The following is a 25,531-nucleotide window of genomic DNA, read 5'->3' on the forward strand; positions in this document are numbered from 1 at the left end:
CTTTCATTGCTTCATTCTTCAGTGGATGAGCTACGGATTTCGCAGGCGTTAGCTCCATGTTCCGGCTCGGAGTCCTCCTCCAGGGCCTCCTCTGCCAGCATGCGCTCGGCGGTGCCCCGGTGCAGCGCGGCCGACGCGGGGTCGCCGAGGTGCTGGAAGGAGTCGGCGAGCCGCAGGTACAGCGCCGCCTGCAAGCGGGCGTCCTCGGCCCGGCCCGCCCACTCCACGGCCTCCTGGCAGGTGCGCAGCGACTCGTCGAGCCGCCCCGCGTACTCCTGCACCCGGGCCAGCTCGCTCAGCGCCCGCGCCTGTGCGGCCACGTCGCCGTTCCTGCGGTGGCCGGCGACGGCCGCGCGCCAGTTGCGCAGCGCCTCGCCGTAGCGGCCCGCGTAGGTGTGGGCGGCGCCGATGCGGCCGTAGAGCCGGGCGGCGTCCTCGCGCTCGCCGCGGGCCAGCCGCTCGGCCAGGGCGCGGCCGAACCAGTCGGCGGCCCGGTCGTAGTCCCCGAGCTCCAGATGGGCGCCGCCCACGGATTCCATCGCGCGGCCGGTCGCGTACGGGTCGTTCGCCTCGCGTCCGGCGTCCAGCGCGGCCCGGTAGCGTCCCAGGGCGTCGGCGGTGCGGCCGGTACGGGCGTCGAGGTCACCCAGGTTCAGCAGGGCCGCCGCCCTCTCGCGGGGCAGGTTCCGGCGCTCGGCGACGTCGAGGACCAGGTCGTGGATGTCGTACAGGTCGCTCGCGGCGGCCCGGGTGCCGAAGTGCGCCACCATGGCCCGCACCAGCTGGGACATCAGGCGCCGGGCGAGGGTGTCCAGCTCCCCGTCGGCGACCGCGAGCCGCGCGGAGGCCAGCAGCGCGGGACGGCGTGCGCGCAGCCAGTCGGCGGCGGCCCGCGGGCCGGAAAAGCGCAGGGAGCGCGGCATCTCGAGGAGCTTCTCGCGCGCCCGGAGGCTGTCGGTCTCGGTGATGGCCCGGCACGACTGGAGCAGCCGTACCGTCCGCTCCAGCATCCGGGCGCGGGCCAGCCGGAGCTCGGCGGGCCGCTCGTGCTCCTCGGCGAGGGCGCTCAGCAGGGGGTGCAGACAGCACGGCACCTCGTACTGCGGCAGCGACGAGCCGTCCACCGGGTGCAGCAGCCCGTGGGCGACGAAGTCGTCCAGGGTGGCGCAGGCGGACTCCACCGAGCAGCCGGCGAGGGCGGCGGCGGTGTGCGGGTCGACCAGACCGGCCGGGGCGAGGCTGAGCAGCCGCAGTGTGCGGGCGGCCGACGCGGGCAGCGAGGCGTGCACGAGCTTCAGGACGCGGCCGACGACGGTGTCCTGGCCGGGTTCCGTGTGCAGTTGCCCGGCGAGGTCGGCGACGGCGGCCTTGGGCCGGGCGGCGAGCCAGCCCCCGGCCAGCACCAGGGCGGCCGGCTGTCCCTGGCACTGCTCGGCGAGCCGTTCGGCGGCCCGGGGGTCGACCGTGACGCGCACCGACCCGGTGAAGCGGGACAGCACCTCCACCGCGGACTTGGTGTCGAGGCCGCCGAGGGTGCAGGGGCGGACGTCCGCGATGCCGGTCAGCGGACCCGCGGAGACGGCGACGGCCAGGCAGTCCGGGTTGTCCGGCAGCAGCGCGTCGACCTGCCCGGCGTCGGCCGCGTCGTCCAGCAGGAGCAGCACCCGGCGGTCGGCCAGCGCGGTGCGCAGCGCCTCGCCGAGCTCGTCCTCGGCGGCCCCGGCCGGGGCGGGCACCTCCAGCCCGTCGAGCAGCTCCCGCGCGGCACGCCCGACGGGCACGCGCGTGCCGTCGGGCTCGCTCAGCCGGACGCGCAGCACGCCGTCGGGGTAGCGGTCGGCGACCTGGCGCACGAGTTCCCCGGCGAGGGCGCTCCGGCCGGAGCCGGGCCGGCCGGCGATGAGCAGCACGCGCGCGCGGGGCGCCTTGCGGCCGGAGAGGGTGTCCAGTCCCGCGCGCTCGATGTCGGCGCGCAGCTCCTTCAGCTCCCTCGTACGGCCCAGGAATCGACCCCCGTCGGCGGCGTCCCGAAGGAGCCGCACACCGTCTGGGTCCACCGCCTGATCCGTCACGGGCCTCACTCCCGTCCCACCGCGCGCGCAAGCCCGCCGGGAGTCCGGACCGGGCGTTCTCCAGAGCCTAGTTCACGCTCTGCGACGTTCCCGGTGGAGCGCGGCGGACACATCCCCTGATCGGATCAGCCGATGGTCATACCACCGTGCGCGGGAGGGATCAGACCTCGAACGGACGCGCCGGCCACGGCGCCTGAGCCGGACGCAGCGCGTCCAGGCCGTCACCGGCCCGCGCGGCGACCAGCGAGAGGACGCCCACCACCAGGCAGGTGTTGTGCAGGTCGCCGGCCAGCACGCCACGCACCAGTTCCTCGACCGGGACCCGGGCCAGCTCCATGTCGGCCTCCTCGTGCTCGACCTCGAAGCGTTCGCCCTCGGCCTCGGACAGTCCCCGGGCCAGGAAGATCCGTACGGCCTCGTCGCAGCCGCCGGGCGTGGTGTAGACGTCGGTCAGCACCCGCCAGTCCTCCGCCTTGAGGTGCGCCTCCTCGTACAGCTCGCGCTGGGCGGCGTGCAGCGGGTTCTCGCCGGGGACGTCGAGCAGGCCGGCCGGGATCTCCCACAGCTTGTGGCGCACGGGGTGACGGTACTGGCGCAGCACCGGGACCCGGTCGGCGTCGTCGAGGGCGAGGACGGCCACGGACCCCGGGTGGACCTGGTAGTCGCGGTGGACCACGGTCCCGTCGGGCATGACCACGTCGTCGGTGCGGACGGAGGTCTTGTTGCCCGTGAACGGGGTCTCGGTCCCGCGGATCTCCCACTCTTCCGGGGTGTCCTTGATCGTCATGGCTGTCCTTCCCGACGCACGGCGGTCGTGCGCGTGCCGTGCGTGAACATGTGCGAAAAAGTGGCCGGGGCGCGCACCTCTGGGGTTCGCGCCCCGGCCACCGTACAACCGGGTGTGCTACTTCGAGATCTTCCGCTCGACCGAGGCCTTCACCAGACCCGCGAAGAGCGGGTGCGGGCGGGTCGGACGCGAGCGCAGCTCCGGGTGCGCCTGGGTCGCGACCAGGTAGGGGTGGACCTCGCGCGGGTACTCGACGTACTCGACGAGCTTGCCGTCCGGGGAGGTGCCGGAGAAGACGATGCCCGTCTTCTTCTCCAGCTCCGCGCGGTAGGAGTTGTTCACCTCGTAGCGGTGCCGGTGGCGCTCCTCCACGTACTCCTTGCCGCCGTACACCTCGCGCACGATCGAGCCCTCGGCCAACTTCGCCGGGTACATGCCGAGCCGCATGGTGCCGCCCATGTCGCCCTCGCCGGCGACGATGTCCAGCTGCTCGGCCATGGTGGAGATCACCGGGTGGGCGGTGCCCGGGTCGAACTCGGTGGAGTTGGCGTCCGAGATGTCCGCGAGACTGCGCGCGGCCTCGATCACGATGCACTGCAGGCCCAGGCACAGACCCAGCAGCGGGATCCGGTTCTCGCGGGCGTACTTGATCGCACCGACCTTGCCGAGCACACCGCGGTCGCCGAAGCCGCCCGGGATGCAGATGCCGTCGACGTCACCGAGCTGCGCCTGGGCGCCGGCCGGGGTCTTGCAGTCGTCGGAGGTGACCCACTTGATCTTCACACGGGCCTTGTTGGCGAAGCCGCCCGCGCGCAGCGCCTCGGTGACCGAGAGGTAGGCGTCGGGCAGGTCGATGTACTTGCCGACCAGGGCGAGGGTGATCTCGTGGTCGGGGTTGTGGACGCGGTCGAGCAGGTCGTCCCAGGTCGTCCAGTCCACGTCCCGGAACGGCAGGTCCAGCTTGCGCACCACGTAGGCGTCCAGGCCCTCGGAGTGCACGACCTTCGGGATGTCGTAGATCGAGCGGGCGTCGGGGCAGGCGACCACGGCGGCCTCGTCGACGTCGCACATCAGCGAGATCTTCCGCTTGATCGCGGTCGGCACCTCGCGGTCGCAGCGCAGCACGATCGCGTCCGGCTGGATGCCGATGTTGCGCAGCGCCGCGACCGAGTGCTGGGTCGGCTTCGTCTTCAGCTCGCCCGAGGGGCCGATGTACGGCAGGAGCGAGATGTGCACCACGAACACGTTGTCGCGGCCGACCTCGTGCCGGACCTGGCGGACGGTCTCCAGGAACGGCAGCGACTCGATGTCGCCGACCGTGCCGCCGACCTCCGTGATCACCACGTCGACCTCGTCGGTCGCCATGCGGCGGATGCGGTGCTTGATCTCGTTGGTGATGTGCGGGATGACCTGGACGGTGTCGCCCAGGTACTCGCCGCGCCGCTCCTTGGCGATCACCGTCGAGTACACCTGGCCGGTGGTGACGTTGGCGGAGCCGTCGAGGTCGCGGTCGAGGAACCGCTCGTAGTGGCCGATGTCCAGGTCGGTCTCGGCGCCGTCGTTGGTGACGAACACCTCACCGTGCTGGAAGGGGTTCATCGTGCCGGGGTCGACGTTGAGGTACGGGTCGAGCTTCTGCATCACGACGCGCAGGCCCCGGGCCTTGAGCAGCATGCCCAGGCTGGAGGCGGTGAGCCCCTTGCCGAGCGAGGAGGCGACACCCCCGGTGACGAAGATGTGCTTGGTCGTCGAAGATTTGGGCGGCATGGCCAAGAGGGGGCTCCCGTGGTCGCGGCTTGTGGGTGCGGTTCCGGGGCTTTCTGGCCCACCGGTCCACGGGCTACCAGCGTAACAGCGCCGCGGGGCGATGGCTCCCGGCCACGCTCCGCGCACGCGCCGCCACGGACGATTACCGCACACGGGACCCTCACGCCTTGGTCACTCGTTCGGCGGACCCGGGTTGTCCCGAGGGGCACACAGATCATCTACGTGCGTCGTATCCTGCTCGGACACTCGCTGCCGAGCCCGGCCGGCCGAACGGCACCACCCTCGCCCGTGACTTCCGGAACAACGTGAGCTCGTCAGTTCGTTGAGCAGAGATCGACGCTTTGCCCCCCACGGCCGAGCGAATGTTGTGCCTCACGGCTCAACGCCCCATTTCAAGACCCCTTGACCGCACTAGCGACAGCCCCCTCGCGGGGTGACGTGGCCGTTCGACTGGAGTTGCACGTGGCCGGGCGCATCGAAGACTACGCACTCATCGGAGACATGCAGACCGCCGCGCTGGTCTGCCGGGACGGCACGGTGGACTGGCTGTGCCTGCCCCGTTTCGACTCCCACGCCATCTTCGCCGGCCTGCTGGGCACCGAGGAACACGGTTTCTGGCGGCTGGGTCCCGCGCACGCCGAGGACGCCGAGCCGCCCGCGGCGACCCGGCGCGGCTACCGCGGCGACTCGCTGATCCTGGAGTCGGAGTGGGACACCCCGCGCGGCACGGTCCGGGTGACGGACTTCATGCCCCCGCGCGACGGCGCCCCGCAGCTGATCCGGATCGTGGAGGGCGTCTCCGGCCGGGTTCCCATGCGCTCCGCGCTGCGGATGCGGTTCTCCTACGGCAGGATCGTCCCCTGGGTGCACCGGCACGAGGGGCGCACGGTCGCCGTCGCGGGCCCCGACTCCGTGTGGTTCGACACCTCCGTGCAGACCTACGGCAAGTCGCTGACCACGTACGCGGACTTCACCGTCGCGCCGGGCGAACGGATCGCGTTCACCGTCTCCTGGGAGCCCTCGCACAAGCAGCCGCCCCCGCTGCCGGAACCGGAGCAGTCGCTGGAGGCGACCGAGGAGTTCTGGCGCGAGTGGGTGGAGCACTGTACGTACCACGGCCCCTACCGCGAGGCCGTGATCCGCTCCCTGATCACGCTCAAGGCGCTGACGTACGCCCCGACCGGCGGCATCGTGGCCGCGCCCACCACCTCCCTGCCGGAGGACATCGGCGGCGTCCGCAACTGGGACTACCGCTACACCTGGCTGCGGGACGCGGCGATCACCCTGTCCTCGCTGCTGCGCACCGGCTACCGCGAGGAGGCCCGCGCCTGGCGCGAGTGGCTGCTGCGCGCGGTGGCGGGCGACCCGGAGAACCTGCAGATCATGTACGGCATCGCCGGCGAGCGCGAGCTCGGCGAGGCGGAGCTGGACTGGCTGCCCGGCTACGAGAACTCCGCCCCGGTCCGGGTGGGCAACGGCGCGGCGCACCAGCTCCAGCTGGACGTGTACGGCGAGGTCACCGAGGCCCTGCACCTGGCCCACATGACCGGTCTGGCCCGCAACGACTACGCCTCGCTGCTCCAGCTGAAGCTGATCCGCTACCTGGAGAAGCACTGGCAGGAGCCGGACGAGGGCATCTGGGAGGTGCGCGGCCCGCGCCGCCACTTCGTGCACTCCAAGGTGATGGCCTGGGTCGCCGTCGACCGCACCATCAAGCTGATCGAGTCCGGCGACGCCGACGGTCCGGCGGAGCGGTGGAGGCAGCTGCGCGACGACATCCACCGGGACGTGTGCGAGAAGGGCTACGACAAGGAGCGCAACACCTTCACGCAGTCCTACGGCTCCAAGGAGCTGGACGCCTCCCTGCTGCTGATCCCGCAGGTGGGCTTCCTGCCGCCGGACGACAAGCGCGTGATCGGCACCGTCGAGGCGATCCAGCGCGAGCTGTCCACGTCCGACGGGTTCATCCTGCGCTACCCGACGGAGGGCAAGGACGAGGGCGTCGACGGCCTGCCGGGCGACGAGGGCGCGTTCCTCGCCTGCTCGTTCTGGATGGCGGACGACCTGGCGATGATCGGCCGGGTGGACGAGGCGCGGAAGCTCTTCGAGAAGCTGCTCTCCCTGCGCAACGACCTCGGCCTGCTGGCGGAGGAGTGGGACCCGCGCCTGAAGCGCCAGGTCGGCAACTTCCCGCAGGCCTTCAGCCACGTCCCCCTCATCGACACGGCCCTGCGGCTGACGGCCTCGGGGGCGTACGGCGGCTGAGGCCCGCTAGCCCGGCGCGAGCGCCGTCAGGGTGCGCTCGCCGCCGGGGTCGCCCGCCGTGGCCGGGACCAGGGCGATCTCGTCCAGACCGGCCGCGGCGTAGGCCTCCGCGCGGGCCCGTACGGCGTCGGGGGATCCGACCAGGCCGACCGTGGCCGCGGCCTCGACCGGCAGGGCCCGCAGCAGCGTGTCGGCGCCGGCCCCCGTACGGGCCAGCTCGACCGCCTCGCCGAAGCCCGCCGCCGCGAACATCTCGCGGTAACCGGGCACCGTGAGGTAGCCGACGACGCTGCGCAGGACCTGGGTGAGCGAGGCGGGGTCGGGGTCGACGGCGGCCGGCACCCAGGCGGCCAGTCTCGGCGGGGTGCGGCCGGCTCGCTCGGCCGCGTCGAGCAGCTTGGCGCGCAGGACGCGGACCTGTTCGGGGGAGACGACGTCGAGGAGCATCCGGTCGGCGTGCGCGGCGGCCGTGGCGATCGCCCGGTCGCCGAACGCGGCCACCGTGAGCGGACCGCCGGGCGGTCGCTGCCGGCGCCGGAATCCGCTGCCGGGCACGACCGGCTCGCCGGGCTCCCCGGGCAGCAGCGCCCGCAGGGCGGCGGCCGTCTCCTCCAGCACGGCGGCCGGACGGACCCGGGGCCGGCCGTGCACACCCTCGACGACCCGCTTGCTGGAGGTGCCCAGCGCCACGCCCACCGGACGCCCGGTGACCGCGGCCGTCGAGGCGGCGCCCCGGACGAGGCTGTAGGCGTCGCGGACCGACACCGCCACCGGACCGGCGGTCAGGGCGACCCTGCGGGTGGCCCTCCCGACCGCCGTGGCCAGCACGAACGCGTCCCAGGTCGGCCCCTCGCCGAGCCACACCTCGCCGTATCCGAGCCGGTCGGCGACCGCCGCGACCCGCAGCGGCTCCTCGACGGGGCTGTCGTCCTCACGCGCCGCGGCGACCACGCTGATCTCCATGGCCGCGCCCCTACCCGTCCACCGCAGCGTCAATCCGGCCCGAGGATGTACCGGTGGCATCCGCGCAGGTAGCGTCCGGGTATGGAGAGCGGATACGACACCCGGGGCGCCGGGATCACCGTGCGGCGGGCGCTGGAGCTGCCCGGACTGCGCGGTGGGCTGCCCGAGGCCGTGGCGGGCGCCGACCGGCTGGGGCGCACGGTGCGCTGGGTGCACGCCGGTGAGGTGCCCCACATCGCCTCGCTGCTCAAGGGCGGCGAGCTGCTGCTGACCACCGGGTACGGGTTCGGCACCCGCCCCGCCGACCAGCGGGCGTTCGTGCGCACGCTGGCCGAGCGGGGCATCGCGGCGCTCGTCGTCGAGCTCGGCCCGCGCTTCGCCCGGCTGCCCGCCGCCCTGGTCGACGCGGCCCGGGCGGCGGGGCTGCCGCTGGTCCAGCTGCACCGCGAGGTGCCGTTCGTGGCGGTCACCGAGGAGATCCACACCGAGATCGTCAACGGGCACTACGCGCTGCTGCAACGCGCGGAGGAGGTGCACCGCCGGTGCACCGAGGCGCTGCTGGGCGGCGGCGGGGTCCCCCGGGTACTGGAGATCCTCGCCGGGTTCACCGGCAACCCGGTGTTCCTGGAGACGACCGACGGCCGGCTGCTGTACGCGGCCGGTCAGGGGCCCGAGGGCGCGGACCCGCTCCAGGTGTGGGAAGGGCTGCGCGACCGGCACCAGGCCGACCCGCCGGCCGGTTCGGCGCTCGTGGACGTCCCCGGCGGCGGCCCCGGCAGCGGCGGCGTGCGGGCGCGTCTGGTGCTGCTTCCGGTGCGCAGCGCGCCGGAGCCGGTGCACCGCATGGCGGCCGAGCGGGCGGCCGGCCTGCTCGCCGTGGTGCTGATGCAGGCGCGTCAGGAGGAGGAGCTGGCGGCGCGGGGGCGCGGGGACTTCCTCACCGACCTCGCCGAGGGCCGCGTCGACGCGGCGGACGCGCCCGCGCAGGCACGCGTGCTGGGCTTCAAGCCGGGCTCCGGGCCGCTGCTGCCGGTGGTGATGCGGCTCGGCGACGCGCTGTCCCCGCAGGGCGGCGGCTGGGCGGTGCTGGCCCGCGCGGTGGGCGAGGAACTGGCCGCCCTCGGGGTGCCCGTCCTGCTGGGTGTGCGGCCGGTGGAGGGGCGGGTGCCGCTGCTGCTGGGCCTGCGCGCGGAGACGGAGCGGCGGGCGGTCGCGGACCGGGTGGCGACGGCGCTGCGGGCGGGCGCGGAGCGTGCGGGGATGCTGCGGCCCGGAGGCCTGCCGCCCGTGGTGGTGGTCGGGCCGGCCGGCGGCTGGGCGGCGGCGTCCACGGGCCTGCGGCACGCGGCGGAGACGGCGACGGCGGCGCAGGGGCTGCCGGACCGCCCCTGGCACGACGCCCGGCGGCTGGACATCGACCTGCTGCTGTGGCGGCTGCGCGACCATCCGGACCTGGCGGACTTCGTGGACCGCGCGATCGGTCCGGTGCTGGACCACGACCACCGCTCCAAGCCGCCTCTGCTGCCCACCCTGGAGAGCTATCTGGCGCACGCCGGACGCAAGGCGGAGACGGCCCGCGAACTCCACCTGAACCGGCAGACGCTCTACAACAGGCTCGCCCGCATAGGCGAGTTGCTGGCCACCGACCTCGACGACCCGCACACGGTCCTGGTCCTGGGTCTGGCCCTGCGGGCGCGACGGCACGTGCCCTGACCGGGGGCCTGCGGTTCAGAGCGGCCGGGGCCGGGTCAACTCGTCGTACACGCTCAGCACCTGGGCGACCGTCTCGTCCTCGGTCGGCCAGGTGGCGGCCTGTCGCACGCCCCGCTCCCTGAGCACTTCCCGGCGCCCGGGGTCGCCCAGCAGCCGTACGACGGCGTCCGCGAACGCCCGCGCGTTGCCGCGGGGGACGAGTTCGGCGGCGTCGCCGACGAGTTCGGGGACGCCGCCGACGGCGGTCGCGACGAGCGGAACGCGCGCGCGAAGCGCCTCCTGGGCGAGCGGCGAGCGCGACTCCCATCGGCTCGGCAGCAGCGCGACGTCGGCGGCGGCCAGCAGATCGGTGATGTCGTCACGCCGTCCGACGAGCCGGACCGGCAGCCCCTCGTCCTCGATCCTGCGCTGGAGTTCGCCCCGCAGCGGCCCCTCCCCGGCGAGCACCAGCAGCGGCACGGGATCGAGGTGCCGCCACGCGTGCGCGGCGTCCAGCAGGACGTCGTAGCCCCGGTGCCGTTCGAGGGAGCCGACGGCGATGAGCAACGGGCGGCCGACGGCGCCGAGTTCGGCCCGGACCTTGGGCCGCAGCCGGTCGGGGTCGTCCGGTACCGGAAAGGCACGGGGCCCGGGGAGGGACACGGCGGCCAGCCGGGCGTCCCGCGCGCCCGCGCGGCGCGCCCGGTCGACGAGGGCGGAGGTCGTCCCGAGCACCACGGTGGCCGCCTTGACGACCCGCCGCTCCAGCACGCGCAGGAAGTGGGCGCGCGGCCCCTCGGCGTGCGCCCGGTCGTGCCAGGTCACGATCAGCGGGGTACGCCGTCCGCTCAGCGCCAGCGCGGTGCGGAAGGAGGCGTGCAGCCCGTGCGCGTGGACCAGGTCGGCACCCGTGCAGGCGGCCCGGAGCGCGGCCACCGATCCCGGGTCGCTGCTGCGCGGCACGTGCACGTGGTCGGCGCCGACGCCGGTGAAGTCGTAGGCGCGGTCCGCCTCCAGGGGGGCGCACACCGTGACCCGCACGCCCCTCGCGACGAGCCCCGCGGCCAGCGAGCGCACATGGGCGCTGCTGGCGGCGTTGCCACCGCCCAGCACCTGCACGGTGCGCAGCGGTGAGTGGCTGCTCACGGGGATCACGTGGCCGGGCTCCTGGTTCGGTTCGTGCGGTCCCGAAGAACGTACAGAAGGATCGGGCGCGTTCCTCGCCGTACTCCGTCAAGGATGCCAGGCCGTACGGCCGTTCCGGTGACGCCGGACACCCGAGCCCGGGCCCGCACCGGCCCACAAGTCACCCGCACGAGTGACGGAACCTCGTCCTCCTCCGGTACGGCCCCGCGGCTACGCGTCCGCCCGTGCCGTCGCCAGCAGCTCCTCCGCGTGGGCGCGGGCCGTCTCGGAGTTCTCCTGGCCGGCGAGCATGCGGGAGAGCTCGCGGATGCGGTCCTCGCCCTCGAGCACCTTCACGCCGGAGCGGGTGACCGAGCCGTCGTTGGTCTTCTCCACCAGCAGCTGCCGGTCGGCGAACGCGGCCACCTGGGGCAGGTGCGTGACGACCACGACCTGCGCCGTCTTCGCCAGCTTCGCGAGCCGCCGGCCGATCTCGACCGCCGCCTTGCCGCCGACACCGGCGTCGACCTCGTCGAAGAGGTACGTCGGCACCGGGTCCGTACCCGCGAACACCACCTCCACGGCCAGCATCACGCGCGACAGCTCACCGCCCGAAGCACCCTTGGCGATGGGCCGGGGCGGCGCTCCGGGATGCGGGGCGAGCAGCAGCTCGACCTCGTCCACGCCCGACGGCCCGTAGGCCACCGTGCGCCCGCCCACCTCGACGCCCTCCGGGTCCTCGGTCTGCCGGATGTCGAACGACACGCGCGCGTGCGGCATGGCGAGCGAGGCCAGCTCGGCGGTGACCGCCGACGCGAACCGCTGTGCCGCCTCCGTCCGCGCGTCCGTCAGCTCCTGCGCCAGGACGCCCAGCTCCGCGCGGAGCGCGTCGCGCTCGGCGGTCAGCTCCCCGATCCGCTCGTCGTCGCCGTCCAGTTCGGTCAGTCGCGCGGCACCCTGCTCGGCCCACTCCAGCACCGACGCGATGTCCTCGCCGTACTTCCGGGTCAGCCCGGTGAGCGCGGCCCGCCGCTCCTCCACCGCCGCCAGCCGCAGCGGATCGGCGTCCAGGTCGTCGGCGTACCCCGCCAGCTCCCCGGCCACGTCGCGCAGCAGGATGCCGACCTCCCCGATCCGGTCGGTCAGCGCGGCCAGCGCCGGATCGTGCGCCCGTACGGCCTCCAGGGCCCGCTGGGCGCCCGCGACGAGCGTCCCGGCGTCCACGCCCTCGGGGTCCTCCGGATTGCCCGCCAGCGCGGCGTGCGCGACCGCCGCGGCGGACGCCAGCGCCTCGGCGTGCCCGAGCCGCTCGGCCTCCTCCGCCAGCTCCACGTCCTCGCCCGCGCGGGGCTCCACGGCGGCGATCTCCTCCAGCCCGAAGCGCAGCAGGTCGGCTTCCTGGGCCCGCTCACGCGCGCGCGTGGTGATCTGCTCCAGCTCCGTGGTGACGGCCCGCAGCCGCTTGTACGCCTCGCCGTACTTGCCGAGCGGCACGGCGACCGCGTACCCGGCGTACCGGTCCAGCGCCTGCCGCTGCCGGGACAGCTTCAGCAGCCCCTGCTGGTCGGTCTGCCCGTGCACGGCCACCAGGTCGTCGGCGAGCTCGGCGAGCAGCCCCACGGGCACGCTCCGTCCGCCCAGGTGCGCCCGTGACCGCCCTTCGGCGGAAATCGTCCGGCTGACCAGCAGCGTCCCGTCGTCGAGCTCGGCCCCGGCCTCCTCGGCGCGTACGACGGCCCCGGAGGTCTCGGGGACGGCGATCCGCCCCTCGACCACCGCGTTCCGCGCGCCGATCCGCACCAGGGCCGCATCCGCCCGCCCTCCCAGCAGCAGGCCCAGGCTGGTGACCACCATGGTCTTGCCCGCACCCGTCTCACCGGTGACGGCGGTGAACCCGGGCGACAACTCGACGACAGCGTCGTCGATGACCCCGAGCGACCGTATCCGCATCTCCTCAAGCACGCCCCCGACCATACGAGGTTTCGCCCGTGGTGTGCGACGCCGCCCCGCCCGTCCGGCGTCATCGCAGGCCGTGACCCGCCGACGGATCCACTCGTTGAACGGGTGTTCCCCGCCGCAGCGGGGATGGTCCGGTCGTATGCGTTCCGGACGGGTTCCGGATGCGTTGCCCCCCGCGGACGCGGAGGTCCGGAACGCCGCGCCCGACCGCGTCTAATGCGGCGCCCCCCGCCACCCGGACACGGGCAACGCGAACTTCGCGACCAGCCGGTCGGTGAACGAGGCATGGTGCAGCCGGGCCAACCGCACCGGCACGGCCCCCCGCCGCACCTCCACCCGGGCTCCCGCCGGCAACTCCACCGTCCGCCGCCCGTCGCACCACAGCACCCCCGGCGGGACGTGCGGCAGCACCTCCACCGCCAGCACCGAGTCCGGCGAGGTCACCAGCGGTTTGGCGAACAGCGCGTGCGCCGAGATCGGCACCATCAGCAGCGCCTCGACCTCCGGCCACACCACGGGCCCGCCCGCGGAGAACGCGTACGCGGTGGACCCGGTGGGGGTCGCGCACACGATGCCATCGCAGCCGAACCCGGTGACCGGCCGCCCGTCGATCTCCAGGACGACCTCCAGCATCCGCTCGGCGGACACCTTCTGCACGGCCGCCTCGTTCAGCGCCCAGTCCGTGTGCACGATGTCACCGTTGCGGTGCACGACGACGTCGACGGTCATCCGCTCCTCGACCTCGTACGCCCGGCTCACCACCCGGTCGACGACCTTGTCCAGGTCGTCCCGCTCCGCCTCGGCGAGGAACCCGACCCGTCCGAGGTTGACGCCCAGCATGGGGACCCCGGAGGCGCGGGCGAACTCGGCGCCGCGCAGCAGCGTGCCGTCACCGCCCAGCACGATCAGCAGCTCGCAGTCGTCCAGGCACTGCGGGGTGGCTTCCTCGACGGTCTGCACATCGTCCGGCAGCGGCAGGTCGCGGGCCTCGTCCTCCAGGACCCGCACCCCGAGACCGGAGCGCAACAGGCCCTTGACCACGAGCTCGGCGCTGCGGATGGCCGCGGGCCGCCCGGTGTGGGCCAGCAGGAAAACAGTACGAGCTCGGTTCTGTGTCAACGCGGCCCCTCCGCAACAGCACGGTCAACGTCGGCCGGGTCCAGTTCCGGAGCCCCGGCCCGCAGCCACAGGAAGTATTCGACATTCCCGGAAGGACCGGGCAGCGGACTCGCCGTCACGCCCCGCGCTCCGAGCCCCAGCTCCCAAGCCCGGTCGGCCACCCCGCGCACGGCCTCGGCGCGCAGCTGCGGGCTGCGGACGACCCCGCCGCTGCCCAGCCGCTCCTTGCCCACCTCGAACTGCGGTTTCACCATCATCACCAGGTCGGCGTCCGGTTTCACGCACCGCTTCAGCGCGGGCAGCACCAGTCCGAGCGGAATGAAGGACAGATCCCCCACGACAAGATCCACAGGCTCCCCATCGATGACCTCGAGCGTCAACTCCCGCACGTTCGTACGATCCTTGACGGTGACGCGTTCATCCTTCTGCAGGGTCCAGGCGAGTTGTCCGTATCCGACGTCCACGGCGACCACGTGCGCGGCCCCGGCCCGCAGCAGGACGTCGGTGAAGCCGCCGGTGGAGGCGCCGGCGTCGAGCGCCCGCCGCCCCTCGACGACCAACCCCCGCGGCACGAAGGCGTCCAGGGCGCCGGCCAGCTTGTGGCCGCCGCGCGAGACGTAGTCCGGGTCGCCGGCGTCCTCGGCGACGACGATCGCGGCGGCGGTCTCCACCTGCGTGGCGGGCTTGGTCGCGACCGTCCTGCCGACGCTGACCCGCCCGGCGGCGATCAGCTGGCTGGCGTGCTCACGCGAGCGCGCGAGCTTACGGCGGACCAGCTCCGCGTCGAGACGGCGGCGTGCGACTCCTGCCACGTTCGGTTCAGCTCCTGTGTTCGTGTGCCAAAGGGGACGGGTGGTCCGAGGGGCCTCGTCGAGGGGAGGGACCCGGGCGGGCGTCGAGCGCGGTGAGCGCGTCGCGCAGCCCCCGGTGCACATCCTCGTACACCTCGACGTGGCCGTCCGTGGTGAGGTGGTCGGCGTCGGCCAGCCGCTCCACGTGGGCGTCGACCTCGGGGCGGCCGGTGGGGGCGCGCGGCACGCCCAGGGGCGCGGGGGCGGCGGGGTCGTCCTCGGGAGGCGGCTGCTCGGCGCCCGGGCCCGCGCCCTCCGCCTCCGGCACTGCGTCGTTCATGCCCCGACGCTACCGCGAACGCCCGGTGTACCGTCGTCCGCGATGGCCACGATCGAGGAGTGCCGTACCGCACTCGACAAGCTTGCGAACAGCCTGCGGGGCGCCGAGGGGGACGTCCGCGCGGCCGCGGCGATGGACCGCTCGGTCAGCTGCCACGTCACCGACCTGGACGTGACCTTCGCCGGCCGGCTCGCCGGCGGCCGGATCGAGGTGCACGACACGTTTCCCGGCCCGCCGCGCGAGAGGGCGCAGATACGGCTCGCGATGAGGGGCGACGACCTGGTGGCCCTGGTCGACGGCGAACTGCACTTCGCCAGGGCCTGGGGGTCGGGCCGGGTGCGCCTCGAGGCGGGGCTGCGGGACCTGTTCCGCCTCAGAAGGCTTCTGTAGCTCCCGCCTTCTCCCTCGCGCCCTTCGCCCGCGCCGTGCGGGCGGCCGGCACCACCAGCGGGGTGCCCGTCTCGGGATCGTCGATCACCTGGCAGCGCAGTCCGAAGACCTCCTCGACCAGACCGGCGGTGACGATGTCCTTCGGGGCGCCCTGGGCGATGACCTTCCCCTGGCGCAGGGCGATGAGGTGGGTGGCGTACCGGGCGGCGTGGTTGAGGTCGTGCAGCACGGCGACGAGGGTGCGTCCCTGCTCCTCGTGCAGGTCCGCGCACAGGTCGAGCACGTCGATCTGGTGCTGGATGTCGAGGAACGTGGTCGGCTCGTCGAGGAGCAGCAGCGGGGTCTGCTGGGCCAGCGCCATCGCGATCCACACGCGCTGCCGCTGACCGCCGGAGAGCTCGTCGACGTAGCGCTCCGCCAGCTCGGCGACGCCGGTGCGGGCCATCGACTCCCGGACGACGCGCTCGTCCTCGGCGGACCACTGGCGCAGCAGGCCCTGGTGCGGGTACCGGCCGCGGCCCACCAGGTCGCCGACGGTGATGCCGTCGGGCGCGATGGACGACTGGGGCAGCAGGCCGAGGGTGCGGGCGACCTTCTTGGCCGGCATCGACTGGATGACCTGCCCGTCGAGCAGGACCCGCCCCTCGCTCGGCCTGAGCATCCGCGACAGCGCCCGCAGCAGCGTCGACTTGCCGCACGCGTTGGGGCCGACGATCACGGTGAAGGAGTTGTCCGGTATCTCCACCGACAGCTGTTCGGCGATGACCCGCTGGTCGTAGGCCAGGGTGACGTTCTCGGCGGACAGTCGGTTCACGGTGCTCCTTCGGTGGTTCGTCCCGCTGCCGGCGGTGCCGCCGGCGCTCATATCCGGCCCGCTTTGCGCTCGGTGACCAGCAGCCACAGCAGATAGACACCGCCGAGCACGCCGGTGACCACGCCCACGGGCAGCTGCTCGGCCCCGAACGCCCGCTGCGACGCCCAGTCGGCGGTGACCAGGAGGGCGGCGCCCATGCACAGCGACGCGGCCAGGTTGGGGCCGGGCGAGCGGGTCAGGCGCCGGGCGAGCTGCGGCGCGGTGAGCGCGACGAAGCTGACCGGTCCGGCGGCGGCGGTCGCGGACGCGGTGAGCAGCACGGCCGCCAGCATCAGCAGCAGCCGTACGCGCTCCACGCGCACCCCGAGGGCGTACGACACGTCGTCGCCCATCTCCATCATCCGCAGGCCGCGCGAGTTGGCCAGGACCAGCGGAACGAGGACGGCGCACAGGGCGAGCAGCGGCCAGACCTGGTCCCAGTCCCGGCCGTCGAGGGATCCGGTCATCCACACGACCGCGCGGGCGGCGTCGACGATGTCGGACTTGGTGAGCAGATAGCCGTTGACCGCCGTGACGATCGCCGAGACGCCGATGCCGACCAGGACCAGACGGTAGCCGTGCACGCCCCGCTTCCAGGCGAGCGCGTAGATGGCGAAGCCGGTCACCAGTCCGCCGGCGAGCGCGCCGAGGGCGACCTGGTTGGCGCTCCCGGAGAACAGCACGATCACCGTGAGGGCGCCGGCCGTCGCCCCCTGTCCGAGGCCGAGCACGTCCGGGCTGCCCAGCGGGTTGCGGGAGACGGACTGGAACAGCGCGCCGCCGAGCCCGAGGGAGGCGCCGACGAGCAGTCCGACCAGGACCCGGGGCAGCCTGAGCTCGGTGACGATGAACTCCTGGCCGGGGTCGCCCTCGCCGACGAGGGTCCGCAGGACGTCGCCGGCGGGGATCGGGAAGTCGCCGGTGCTGATCAGCACCACGCTCGCGGTGAGCGCCGCGAGGAGGAGCAGGACGACGACGGTGAGGGCGCGCACGTCCAGCCGGACCGAGAGGCCGCCGGGAGTCCGCACCGCGCGGTTGGTCTTCACAGCTGGGCCGTCCTCCGCCGTCGTACGAGAAAGATGAAGACCGGGCCGCCGAGGATCGCGGTGACGATGCCGACCTGGAGTTCGGCGGGCCGGGCCACGATCCGGCCGATCACATCGGCGCCGAGCAGCAGCACGGGCGACAGGACCGCCGCGTACGGCAGGATCCAGCGCAGGTCGGGTCCGGTGAAGGAGCGCACGATGTGCGGCACCATCAGGCCGACGAAGACGATCGGCCCGCAGGCGGCGGTCGCGGCCCCGCACAGCACGGTCGCGGCGAGCATGGACAGCGCCCGGGTGCGGTTGAGGTTGGCGCCGAGGGCCTCGGCCGTGTCGTCGCCCATGGCCATGGCGTTGAGCGGCCGGGCGAGCGCCAGCGCCAGCAGGGAGCCGGCCAGCAGGAACGGCAGCACCTGGGTGACGGTCGAGTCGGTCCCCGAGGCCAGCGAACCCACCGTCCAGAAGCGCATCCTGCCGAGCGCGGCGTCGTCCAGGATCATGATGGCCTGGAGATAGCCGTACAGTGCCGCGCTGACGGCCGTACCGGCGAGCACCAGCCGCACCGGCGTCGCGCCCCGGCTGCCGCCGAGGAACCACACCAGCGCGCCGACGGCAGCCGCGCCGAAGAAGGCGAACCACACGTATCCGGACAGCGAGGTGACGCCGAAGAAGGTGATGGCGGTGACGACGGCGGCGGACGCGCCCGCGTTGAGGCCGAGCAGTCCGGGATCGGCCAGCGGGTTGCGGGTGAGCGCCTGCAGGACCGATCCCGCCAGGCCGAGCGCGGCCCCTGCGAGCACCCCGAGGACGGTTCGTGACAGCCTGTCGGCCACGACGACGTCGCCGTAGGTGCCCGAGTCCTCGAACAGGCCGTGCCAGACCTGCTCCAGGGACAGCTCCTTCGCCCCGATCGCGATGCTCGCCAGCGCGACGAGCACCAGGATCACGACGGAGACGAGCAGCCCGAGGACGCGCATCGCCCGGCGGTTCGGGGGCGCGGGAGCGGTCTCCGCGCGCTGTTCGGGGGGACTCTCGACCAACACGCAGTTAGGTTAGCCTACCCTCGCAATCGATCAAGCTTCCCGGGCCCGGCTTCCCGGACGGCACGGCGGACCCGGCGGGGCCGGGGCCCTCACAGCCCCAGCCGCGCCAGCGCCTTCCCGCCGTCCAGCTCGCACGCGCCTTCCCCTGCCGCCGTCCACGCCGCCGCGCACAGCGCGCGCAGTCCGTCCAGCGCGCCGCCCTCGCCCTCCAGCTCCAGCTCCCCGGTGCCGGCCGTCGCCGTCCAGCCACCGCACCGGAACCCGTCGCCCGCCCGGGCGACCTCCGGCTGCCCGGTGAGCATCCCGCGCAGATCGGCGTCGACATACGTCGGCCGGTGCTGCGGCGGCGCGGCGAGCAGCCGCGCGCCGTCCGTCACGCCGGTCAGCACCAGCAGCGAGTCCACCTCGCCGTTGAACGCGCCCTCGATGTCCGTGTCCAGCCGGTCCCCCACCACCAGCGGCCGCTCGGCGCCCGTCCGCAGGATCGTCTCCCGGTGCATCGGCGGCAGCGGCTTGCCCGCGACCTGTGGCTCGGCACCCGTGGCGATCCGTACGACCTCCACCGCCGCGCCGTTGCCCGGGGCGATGCCCCGGCCGCTGGGAATCGTCAGGTCGGTGTTGGACGCGAACCACGGCAGCCCGCGCGCCACGGCGTACGACGCCTCCGCGAACCTCCCCCACGGCAGCTCGGGACCGCCGTACCCCTGGACGACCGCCACCGGGTCGTCGTCCGCCGACTCCACCGGCACCAGCCCGCGCTCCCGCAGCGCCGCCCGCAGCCCCTCGCCGCCGATCACCAGCACCCGGGCGCCCCGCGGCACCTGCTCACCGACCAGCCGCGCGACCGCCTGCGCGGAGGTGATGACGTCACCTGCCTCCGCCGGTATCCCCAGCTCGGTCAGATGAGCGGCCACCGTGTCCGGGGTGCGCAGGGCGTTGTTGGTCACGTAGGCGAGACGCATACCGCCCTCGCGGGCCGTGGCCAGCGACTCGACCGCGTGGACGATCGCACTCCCGCCCGCGTACACCACGCCGTCGAGGTCGAGCAGCGCCGTGTCGTACGCCTCGCTCAGGGCCTGCCCACTGCCCTCGGGCCTCGTCCTGACGCTCCGGCTCATTCCGCATCGCTCCTCGTTCGACGGCTTTCCCCCGATCATCCCCCATGCCACCGGCACCCGTACGATGCCGGGATGAACACTGCAGGTCACTCGACGGCAAAGGCGCCCCGAGGCCTGGAACTCACCCCGTTCCGAGGCCTTCGTTACGACCCGGACCGGGTCGGCAGCCTGGCCGCCGTGACATCCCCGCCGTACGACGTCGTCGTCCGTCCCGACGGCCTGCACCACCTCCAGTCCGCCGACCCGTACAACATCGTCCGGCTGATCCTGCCCGAGGCCGGCACGCCCGAGGCGCGCAACGCCCAGGCCGCCGACACCCTGCGCCGCTGGCGCGCGGAGGGTGTCCTGACCGCCGACCCGGAGCCCTGTCTGTACGTCTACGAACAGCGCGACGGCGACGGCATGGTGCAGCGCGGCGTCATCGGCGCGCTGCGCGTCTCCGACCCCGACGAGCGGCTGGTGCTGCCGCACGAGGACGTCATGCCGCACATCGTCGCCGACCGCGCGGACCTGATGCGGGCCACCTCCGCCAACCTCGAACCGCTGCTGCTCACCTACCGGGGCGACGGGGACGGCGGCTCGGCAGCCGTCACGGCCGATCTGGTCGAACGCACGGCCGAGCAACGGCCCCTGCTGGCGACCACCACGGAGGACGGTTTCCAGCACCGTCTGTGGTCCGTCACCGACCCCGCCGACCTGGCCGCGGTCCAGCGGGAACTCTCCGGTCACCAGGCTCTCATCGCCGACGGCCACCACCGCTGGGCGACCTACCGGCGCCTTCGCGCGGAGCACCCCTCCCCCGGTCCCTGGGACCATGGCCTGGTCCTCCTCGTCGACACGGTCCGCTATCCCCTGCGCGTCCGCGCCATCCATCGCTTGCTGCACGACCTGCCGGTCGCGGACGCCGTCGCCGCGCTCGACGGCCTGTTCCGCGTCCGCCGCCTGGACGTACCGGCGGCCGAGGCGATGAACGCCCTCGCCGAGGCCGCCTCGACGGGCAACGCCTTCCTCCTCGCCGGGGACGGGGCCTTCCACCTCGTCGACCGCCCGGACCCGGAGCTGCTGGCCCGCACGATCCCGGTGGACCGCCCGGTGGCCTGGCGCACCCTGGACGCGACGGTCCTGCACGCCACGCTCCTGGACCGCGTCTGGCGCATCCCCGACTCCCCCGCCCGCATCGCGTACATCCACGACACGGCGGCCACGATCGAGAAGGCGGAACGCGACGGCGCGACGGCCGTCCTGATGCACCCCGTCCACGAGGACGTCGTCCGCGACCTGGCCCGCCAGGGCGTCATGATGCCGCGCAAGTCGACGTCGTTCGGCCCGAAACCGGCGTCGGGCCTGGTCCTGCGCGCGCTCGACCTGTGACGAAGGGGCGGACCTCCACGGAGGTCCGCCCCTTCGTTCCCGTCCCGCGCGTCGGGCGTGTCAGTCCTTGTCGTCCGCGTTCGCGGTGTCGTCGGTCTCGTCCTCGTCGAGGGCGTCCATGAACTCCACACCGTCCAGCTCGGCCAGCCGGTCGGAGGCGTCCGTGCTGCCGTCCCGGTCTGCCTCCACGGCCTTGGCGAACCACTCCCGTGCCTCGCCGCTCCGGCCGGCGGCGTGCAGCGCGTCGGCGTAGGCGTAGCGCAGCCGCGCGGTCCACGGCTGGACCGAGTTGGACGCCAGCTCGGAGCTCTGCAGCGTCACGATCGCCGCGTCCAGCTGGCCCATGTCACGCCGGGCGCCGGCCGCGACGAGCCGCATCTCGACCTGCCCGGCCTTGTCCAACTTCTGCACCTCGGGCGCCCCGGCCATGTCCAGCGCCTTCTCCGGCCGGCCGAGCCCACGCTCGCAGTCGGCCATGAGGGGCCACAGCTCCACGGTCCCGGTCATCCGCCGAGCGGCCCGGAACTCGGCGAGCGCCTCGGCGTACTTCTGGTTCGCGTACGCGGCGAACCCTGCGGCCTCCCGTACGGCGGCGACACGGGACGCCAGCCGCAGGGCCACCCTGGAGTAGCCGTACGCGCCCTCGGGGTCCTCGTCGATCAGCCGGGCGACCATCACCAGGTTCTTTGCGACGTCCTCCGCGAGCGTCTTGGGCAGGCTCTGCAGCTCCTGCCGTACGTCCTTGTCGATCTCCTCGCCCGTGACGTCCTCGGGGATCGGCAGCCGCTTGATCGGCTCCCGGTCGCGGTCCCTGTCCTCGCGGAAGCGCCCGCCACCGTGCCGGTCGTCCCGCCCACGGAACCCGCCGGGCCGACCACCCCGGTCGTCGCGGCCACGGAAACCACCGCGTTCACCACCACGAGTGTCGTCGCGGCGGAAACCACCACGGCTGTCATCCCGACGGAAACCACCACGGTCGCCACCACGGTCATCGCGGCGGTCATCCCGACGGAAACCACCACGGTCATCGCCACGGTTGTCATCGCGACGGAAACCGCCGCGCTCGCCGCGGTCATCACGACGGCCGTAACCCCGGTCGTCGTCCCGCCGGAAACCGCCGCGCTCGCCGCGGTTGTCATCGCCACGGAAGCCACCGCGGTCTCCACCGCGGTTGTCATCGCGACGGAAACCACCGCGGTCGCCGCCACGGCTGTCATCGCGACGGAAACCGCCGCGCTCACCACGGTCGCCGCCACGGCTGTCGTCCCGACGGAAACCACCACGGTCGCCACCCCGGCTGTCATCGCGACGGAAACCGCCGCGCTCGCCGCGGTCGTCCCGGCCACGGAAGCCACCGCGGTCTCCACCGCGGTTGTCATCACGACGGAAACCGCCGCGGTCGCCACCCCGGTCATCGCGACGGAAACCGCCGCGCTCACCACGGTCGCCGCCACGGCTGTCGTCCCGACGGAAACCGCCGCGGTCGCCACCCCGGTCATCGCGACGGAAGCCACCGCGGTCGCCACCCCGGTCATCGCGACGGAAACCGCCGCGGTCGCCACCCCGGTCATCGCGACGGAAACCGCCGCGCTCACCACGGTCGCCGCCACGGCTGTCGTCCCGGCGGAAACCACCGCGGTCGCCACCCCGGTCATCACGACGGCCGTAGCCCCGGTCGTCGTCCCGCCGGAAGCCACCACGTTCGCGATCACCGCCGCGCCGATCGTCGCTGCGGTCATCCCTTCGGTCGTCCCGCCCACGGTAACCACCGCGTTCTCCACCGCGGTCGTCGTCCCGTCCGCGGAAGCCACCACGCTCCGGCCGGCCACCGGTACGGTCGTCCCGCCGGAAGCCACGGTCGCGGTCATTGCCCCGTCCCGGGCCGCCGCGCTGGCCACCACGGTCGGAGCGTTCAGAACGGTCACCACTGTCCCGTCGGCGCTGGTCGCGCTCCGGTCGGTCGTCGGGAGAGTTGGTGGACATCGGTGACTCCTGTCTTCGGTACTACAAGCATAAATAAAAAAGGACCCCTGGCCCCAGCTGAACGCTGGTGACCAGGGGTCCTTCCAAGAATTGTTCGGCGGCGTCCTACTCTCCCACAGGGTCCCCCCTGCAGTACCATCGGCGCTGTAAGGCTTAGCTTCCGGGTTCGGAATGTAACCGGGCGTTTCCCCTACGCTATGACCACCGAAACCCTAATGGTTTCGAGCGAACAAGCACACTCTTCTATTGTCTGTTCTGCTCAAAGCCGACAACGGTCGTTGTCTCAGAACTAACACAGTGGACGCGAGCAACTGAGGACAAGCCCTCGGCCTATTAGTACCGGTCAACTCCACACGTTACCGTGCTTCCATATCCGGCCTATCAACCCAGTCGTCTACTGGGAGCCTTACCCTCTCCAGGAGGTGGGAGTCCTCATCTCGAAGCAGGCTTCCCGCTTAGATGCTTTCAGCGGTTATCCCTCCCGAACGTAGCCAACCAGCCATGCCCTTGGCAGGACAACTGGCACACCAGAGGTTCGTCCGTCCCGGTCCTCTCGTACTAGGGACAGCCCTTCTCAAGACTCCTACGCGCACAGCGGATAGGGACCGAACTGTCTCACGACGTTCTAAACCCAGCTCGCGTACCGCTTTAATGGGCGAACAGCCCAACCCTTGGGACCGACTCCAGCCCCAGGATGCGACGAGCCGACATCGAGGTGCCAAACCATCCCGTCGATATGGACTCTTGGGGAAGATCAGCCTGTTATCCCCGGGGTACCTTTTATCCGTTGAGCGACGGCGCTTCCACAAGCCACCGCCGGATCACTAGTCCCGACTTTCGTCCCTGCTCGACCCGTCGGTCTCACAGTCAAGCTCCCTTGTGCACTTACACTCAACACCTGATTGCCAACCAGGCTGAGGGAACCTTTGGGCGCCTCCGTTACTCTTTAGGAGGCAACCGCCCCAGTTAAACTACCCATCAGACACTGTCCCTGATCCGGATCACGGACCCAGGTTAGACATCCAGCACGACCAGACTGGTATTTCAACGACGACTCCACCCGAACTGGCGTCCGAGCTTCACAGTCTCCCAGCTATCCTACACAAGCCGAACCGAACACCAATATCAAACTGTAGTAAAGGTCCCGGGGTCTTTCCGTCCTGCTGCGCGAAACGAGCATCTTTACTCGTAGTGCAATTTCACCGGGCCTATGGTTGAGACAGTCGAGAAGTCGTTACGCCATTCGTGCAGGTCGGAACTTACCCGACAAGGAATTTCGCTACCTTAGGATGGTTATAGTTACCACCGCCGTTTACTGGCGCTTAAGTTCTCAGCTTCGCCACCCCGAAGAGTGACTAACCGGTCCCCTTAACGTTCCAGCACCGGGCAGGCGTCAGTCCGTATACATCGCCTTACGGCTTCGCACGGACCTGTGTTTTTAGTAAACAGTCGCTTCTCGCTGGTCTCTGCGGCCACCCCCAGCTCAGAGCGCGAAGCTCATCACCGGTTGTGGCCCCCCTTCTCCCGAAGTTACGGGGGCATTTTGCCGAGTTCCTTAACCATAGTTCACCCGAACGCCTCGGTATTCTCTACCTGACCACCTGAGTCGGTTTAGGGTACGGGCCGCCATGAAACTCGCTAGAGGCTTTTCTCGACAGCATAGGATCATCCACTTCACCACAATCGGCTCGGCATCAGGTCTCAGACTATTGCCAGGCGGATTTGCCTACCTGACGTCCTACACCCTTACCCCGGGACAACCACCGCCCGGGATGGACTACCTTCCTGCGTCACCCCATCACTCACCTACTGCAAGTCTGGTTCGCCGGCTCCACCACTCCCCCTCACTCCGAAGAGATCAGGGGCGGCTTCACGGGCTTAGCATCGCCTGGTTCGATGTTTGACGCTTCACAGCGGGTACCGGAATATCAACCGGTTATCCATCGACTACGCCTGTCGGCCTCGCCTTAGGTCCCGACTTACCCTGGGCAGATCAGCTTGACCCAGGAACCCTTAGTCAATCGGCGCACACGTTTCTCACGTGTGAATCGCTACTCATGCCTGCATTCTCACTCGTGAACCGTCCACAACTGCCTTCCGGCGCTGCTTCACCCGGCACACGACGCTCCCCTACCCATCCACACAGGCGTTGGCCCTGTTGTGTGAATGACACGACTTCGGCGGTACGCTTGAGCCCCGCTACATTGTCGGCGCGGAATCACTAGACCAGTGAGCTATTACGCACTCTTTCAAGGGTGGCTGCTTCTAAGCCAACCTCCTGGTTGTCTCTGCGACTCCACATCCTTTCCCACTTAGCGTACGCTTAGGGGCCTTAGTCGATGCTCTGGGCTGTTTCCCTCTCGACCATGGAGCTTATCCCCCACAGTCTCACTGCCGCGCTCTCACTTACCGGCATTCGGAGTTTGGCTAAGGTCAGTAACCCGGTAGGGCCCATCGCCTATCCAGTGCTCTACCTCCGGCAAGAAACACACGACGCTGCACCTAAATGCATTTCGGGGAGAACCAGCTATCACGGAGTTTGATTGGCCTTTCACCCCTAACCACAGGTCATCCCCCAGGTTTTCAACCCTGGTGGGTTCGGTCCTCCACGAAGTCTTACCTCCGCTTCAACCTGCCCATGGCTAGATCACTCCGCTTCGGGTCTTGAGCGTGCTACTGAACCGCCCTGTTCGGACTCGCTTTCGCTACGGCTTCCCCACCCGGGTTAACCTCGCAACACACCGCAAACTCGCAGGCTCATTCTTCAAAAGGCACGCAGTCACGAGAACAAGGCAAGCCTTGCTCCGACGCTCCCACGGCTTGTAGGCACACGGTTTCAGGTACTATTTC

19 protein-coding genes and 2 rRNA genes (1 of these 21 running past the window's edge) are annotated in these 25,531 nt (G+C 71.8%); 5 read left to right on the top strand and 16 right to left on the bottom strand.

Annotation, left to right across the window (positions count from 1 at the left end; genetic code table 11):
- Window positions 1-11: 11 nt before the first annotated feature.
- From ACZ8ZB_RS07560 to ACZ8ZB_RS07570, 3 genes are all read right to left on the bottom strand, one after another.
- On the bottom strand, window positions 12-2,072 hold the full coding sequence (locus ACZ8ZB_RS07560) for a tetratricopeptide repeat protein (protein WP_470736921.1): 2,061 nt from the start codon (window positions 2,070-2,072) through the stop codon (window positions 12-14).
- Between the two features lie 160 nt (window positions 2,073-2,232).
- Window positions 2,233-2,859, bottom strand: a complete 627-nt coding sequence (locus tag ACZ8ZB_RS07565; protein ID WP_470736922.1) for an NUDIX domain-containing protein — start codon at window positions 2,857-2,859, stop codon at window positions 2,233-2,235.
- 117 nt (window positions 2,860-2,976) lie between these two features.
- Window positions 2,977-4,626: a CTP synthase gene (locus ACZ8ZB_RS07570; protein ID WP_470736923.1), complete on the bottom strand. Its 1,650-nt coding sequence runs from the start codon at window positions 4,624-4,626 to the stop codon at window positions 2,977-2,979.
- A 462-nt stretch (window positions 4,627-5,088) separates the two neighbouring features.
- On the opposite strand from ACZ8ZB_RS07570, the gene ACZ8ZB_RS07575 reads away from it, so the two are divergent.
- Complete coding sequence (locus ACZ8ZB_RS07575) at window positions 5,089-6,891, top strand: glycoside hydrolase family 15 protein (protein WP_470741440.1); 1,803 nt, start codon at window positions 5,089-5,091, stop codon at window positions 6,889-6,891.
- Window positions 6,892-6,897: 6 nt separating this feature from the next.
- On the opposite strand, the gene ACZ8ZB_RS07580 is transcribed toward ACZ8ZB_RS07575, so the two are convergent.
- The gene (locus ACZ8ZB_RS07580; RefSeq protein WP_470736924.1) at window positions 6,898-7,854 is read right to left on the bottom strand and encodes an LLM class F420-dependent oxidoreductase; all 957 of its coding nucleotides are present in this window, start codon (window positions 7,852-7,854) and stop codon (window positions 6,898-6,900) included.
- Between the two features lie 81 nt (window positions 7,855-7,935).
- Here ACZ8ZB_RS07580 and ACZ8ZB_RS07585 point away from each other — a divergent pair, with 81 nt between their 5' ends.
- Window positions 7,936-9,567 carry a PucR family transcriptional regulator gene (locus tag ACZ8ZB_RS07585; protein WP_470736925.1) on the top strand — a complete coding sequence of 544 codons (1,632 nt, stop codon included), beginning with the start codon at window positions 7,936-7,938 and terminating at the stop codon, window positions 9,565-9,567.
- Between the two features lie 15 nt (window positions 9,568-9,582).
- On the opposite strand, the gene ACZ8ZB_RS07590 is transcribed toward ACZ8ZB_RS07585, so the two are convergent.
- The 5 genes from ACZ8ZB_RS07590 to ACZ8ZB_RS07610 form a co-directional block, all read right to left on the bottom strand.
- The gene (locus ACZ8ZB_RS07590; protein ID WP_470736926.1) at window positions 9,583-10,701 is read right to left on the bottom strand and encodes a glycosyltransferase family 4 protein; all 1,119 of its coding nucleotides are present in this window, start codon (window positions 10,699-10,701) and stop codon (window positions 9,583-9,585) included.
- A 201-nt stretch (window positions 10,702-10,902) separates the two neighbouring features.
- Window positions 10,903-12,645, bottom strand: coding sequence for a DNA repair protein RecN (gene recN, locus ACZ8ZB_RS07595; RefSeq protein WP_470736927.1), 1,743 nt, complete (start codon window positions 12,643-12,645; stop codon window positions 10,903-10,905).
- A 198-nt stretch (window positions 12,646-12,843) separates the two neighbouring features.
- Window positions 12,844-13,749, bottom strand: a complete 906-nt coding sequence (locus ACZ8ZB_RS07600) for an NAD kinase (protein ID WP_470736928.1) — start codon at window positions 13,747-13,749, stop codon at window positions 12,844-12,846.
- A complete protein-coding gene (locus ACZ8ZB_RS07605; RefSeq protein WP_470736929.1) occupies window positions 13,746-14,561 on the bottom strand; it encodes a TlyA family RNA methyltransferase in 816 nt (271 codons plus the stop codon). The genes ACZ8ZB_RS07600 and ACZ8ZB_RS07605 overlap by 4 nt, the downstream gene beginning before the upstream one ends.
- Window positions 14,562-14,568: 7 nt before the next feature.
- On the bottom strand, window positions 14,569-14,880 hold the full coding sequence (locus ACZ8ZB_RS07610) for a hypothetical protein (protein WP_470736930.1): 312 nt from the start codon (window positions 14,878-14,880) through the stop codon (window positions 14,569-14,571).
- A gap of 42 nt (window positions 14,881-14,922) precedes the next feature.
- Between ACZ8ZB_RS07610 and ACZ8ZB_RS07615 the strand changes: the two genes are divergently transcribed.
- Window positions 14,923-15,270 (top strand): sterol-binding protein, encoded by a 348-nt coding sequence (locus tag ACZ8ZB_RS07615; protein WP_470736931.1) that lies wholly within the window; start codon window positions 14,923-14,925, stop codon window positions 15,268-15,270.
- Here the strand turns inward: ACZ8ZB_RS07615 and ACZ8ZB_RS07620 are convergent.
- From ACZ8ZB_RS07620 to ACZ8ZB_RS07635, 4 genes are all read right to left on the bottom strand, one after another.
- A complete protein-coding gene (locus ACZ8ZB_RS07620; protein ID WP_470736932.1) occupies window positions 15,254-16,135 on the bottom strand; it encodes an ABC transporter ATP-binding protein in 882 nt (293 codons plus the stop codon). The two genes, ACZ8ZB_RS07615 and ACZ8ZB_RS07620, sit on opposite strands and share 17 nt — an antisense overlap.
- Window positions 16,132-17,169, bottom strand: coding sequence for a FecCD family ABC transporter permease (locus tag ACZ8ZB_RS07625; RefSeq protein ID WP_470736933.1), 1,038 nt, complete (start codon window positions 17,167-17,169; stop codon window positions 16,132-16,134). The genes ACZ8ZB_RS07620 and ACZ8ZB_RS07625 overlap by 4 nt, the downstream gene beginning before the upstream one ends.
- Window positions 17,166-18,209: a FecCD family ABC transporter permease gene (locus ACZ8ZB_RS07630; RefSeq protein WP_470736934.1), complete on the bottom strand. Its 1,044-nt coding sequence runs from the start codon at window positions 18,207-18,209 to the stop codon at window positions 17,166-17,168. Before ACZ8ZB_RS07630 ends, ACZ8ZB_RS07625 begins: the two co-directional genes overlap by 4 nt.
- An 89-nt stretch (window positions 18,210-18,298) precedes the next feature.
- Entirely contained in the window at window positions 18,299-19,327 is a 1,029-nt protein-coding gene (locus ACZ8ZB_RS07635; RefSeq protein WP_470736935.1) for an HAD hydrolase-like protein, read from the bottom strand.
- A gap of 72 nt (window positions 19,328-19,399) precedes the next feature.
- Here ACZ8ZB_RS07635 and ACZ8ZB_RS07640 point away from each other — a divergent pair, with 72 nt between their 5' ends.
- Window positions 19,400-20,698, top strand: a complete 1,299-nt coding sequence (locus ACZ8ZB_RS07640) for a DUF1015 domain-containing protein (RefSeq protein WP_470736936.1) — start codon at window positions 19,400-19,402, stop codon at window positions 20,696-20,698.
- A gap of 60 nt (window positions 20,699-20,758) precedes the next feature.
- Here ACZ8ZB_RS07640 and ACZ8ZB_RS07645 read toward each other — a convergent pair whose 3' ends face one another.
- On the bottom strand, window positions 20,759-21,481 hold the full coding sequence (locus ACZ8ZB_RS07645; protein ID WP_470741441.1) for a tetratricopeptide repeat protein: 723 nt from the start codon (window positions 21,479-21,481) through the stop codon (window positions 20,759-20,761).
- A gap of 54 nt (window positions 21,482-21,535) precedes the next feature.
- Here ACZ8ZB_RS07645 and ACZ8ZB_RS07650 point away from each other — a divergent pair, with 54 nt between their 5' ends.
- Entirely contained in the window at window positions 21,536-22,687 is a 1,152-nt protein-coding gene (locus ACZ8ZB_RS07650; RefSeq protein WP_470741659.1) for a hypothetical protein, read from the top strand.
- Window positions 22,688-22,773: 86 nt separating this feature from the next.
- Here the strand turns inward: ACZ8ZB_RS07650 and rrf are convergent.
- Together rrf and ACZ8ZB_RS07660 are read right to left on the bottom strand one after the other, a co-directional pair.
- Window positions 22,774-22,890 (bottom strand): 5S ribosomal RNA (gene rrf, locus ACZ8ZB_RS07655).
- Window positions 22,891-22,994: 104 nt separating this feature from the next.
- Window positions 22,995-25,531, bottom strand: a 23S ribosomal RNA gene (locus ACZ8ZB_RS07660) (it continues 585 nt past the right edge of the window).

Source organism: Streptomyces sp. 12E, assembly GCF_055633275.1.

Coding starts and splice junctions, on each gene's coding strand:
- ACZ8ZB_RS07610 (WP_470736930.1), bottom strand. CDS start 14,880: ATGAACGACGCAGTGCCGGAGGCGGAGGGCGCGGGCCCGGGCGCCGAG.
- ACZ8ZB_RS07565 (WP_470736922.1), bottom strand. CDS start 2,859: ATGACGATCAAGGACACCCCGGAAGAGTGGGAGATCCGCGGGACCGAG.
- ACZ8ZB_RS07620 (WP_470736932.1), bottom strand. CDS start 16,135: ATGAGCGCCGGCGGCACCGCCGGCAGCGGGACGAACCACCGAAGGAGC.
- ACZ8ZB_RS07580 (WP_470736924.1), bottom strand. CDS start 7,854: ATGGAGATCAGCGTGGTCGCCGCGGCGCGTGAGGACGACAGCCCCGTC.
- ACZ8ZB_RS07585 (WP_470736925.1), top strand. CDS start 7,936: ATGGAGAGCGGATACGACACCCGGGGCGCCGGGATCACCGTGCGGCGG.
- recN (WP_470736927.1), bottom strand. CDS start 12,645: ATGGTCGGGGGCGTGCTTGAGGAGATGCGGATACGGTCGCTCGGGGTC.
- ACZ8ZB_RS07615 (WP_470736931.1), top strand. CDS start 14,923: ATGGCCACGATCGAGGAGTGCCGTACCGCACTCGACAAGCTTGCGAAC.
- ACZ8ZB_RS07635 (WP_470736935.1), bottom strand. CDS start 19,327: ATGAGCCGGAGCGTCAGGACGAGGCCCGAGGGCAGTGGGCAGGCCCTG.
- ACZ8ZB_RS07570 (WP_470736923.1), bottom strand. CDS start 4,626: ATGCCGCCCAAATCTTCGACGACCAAGCACATCTTCGTCACCGGGGGT.
- ACZ8ZB_RS07640 (WP_470736936.1), top strand. CDS start 19,400: ATGAACACTGCAGGTCACTCGACGGCAAAGGCGCCCCGAGGCCTGGAA.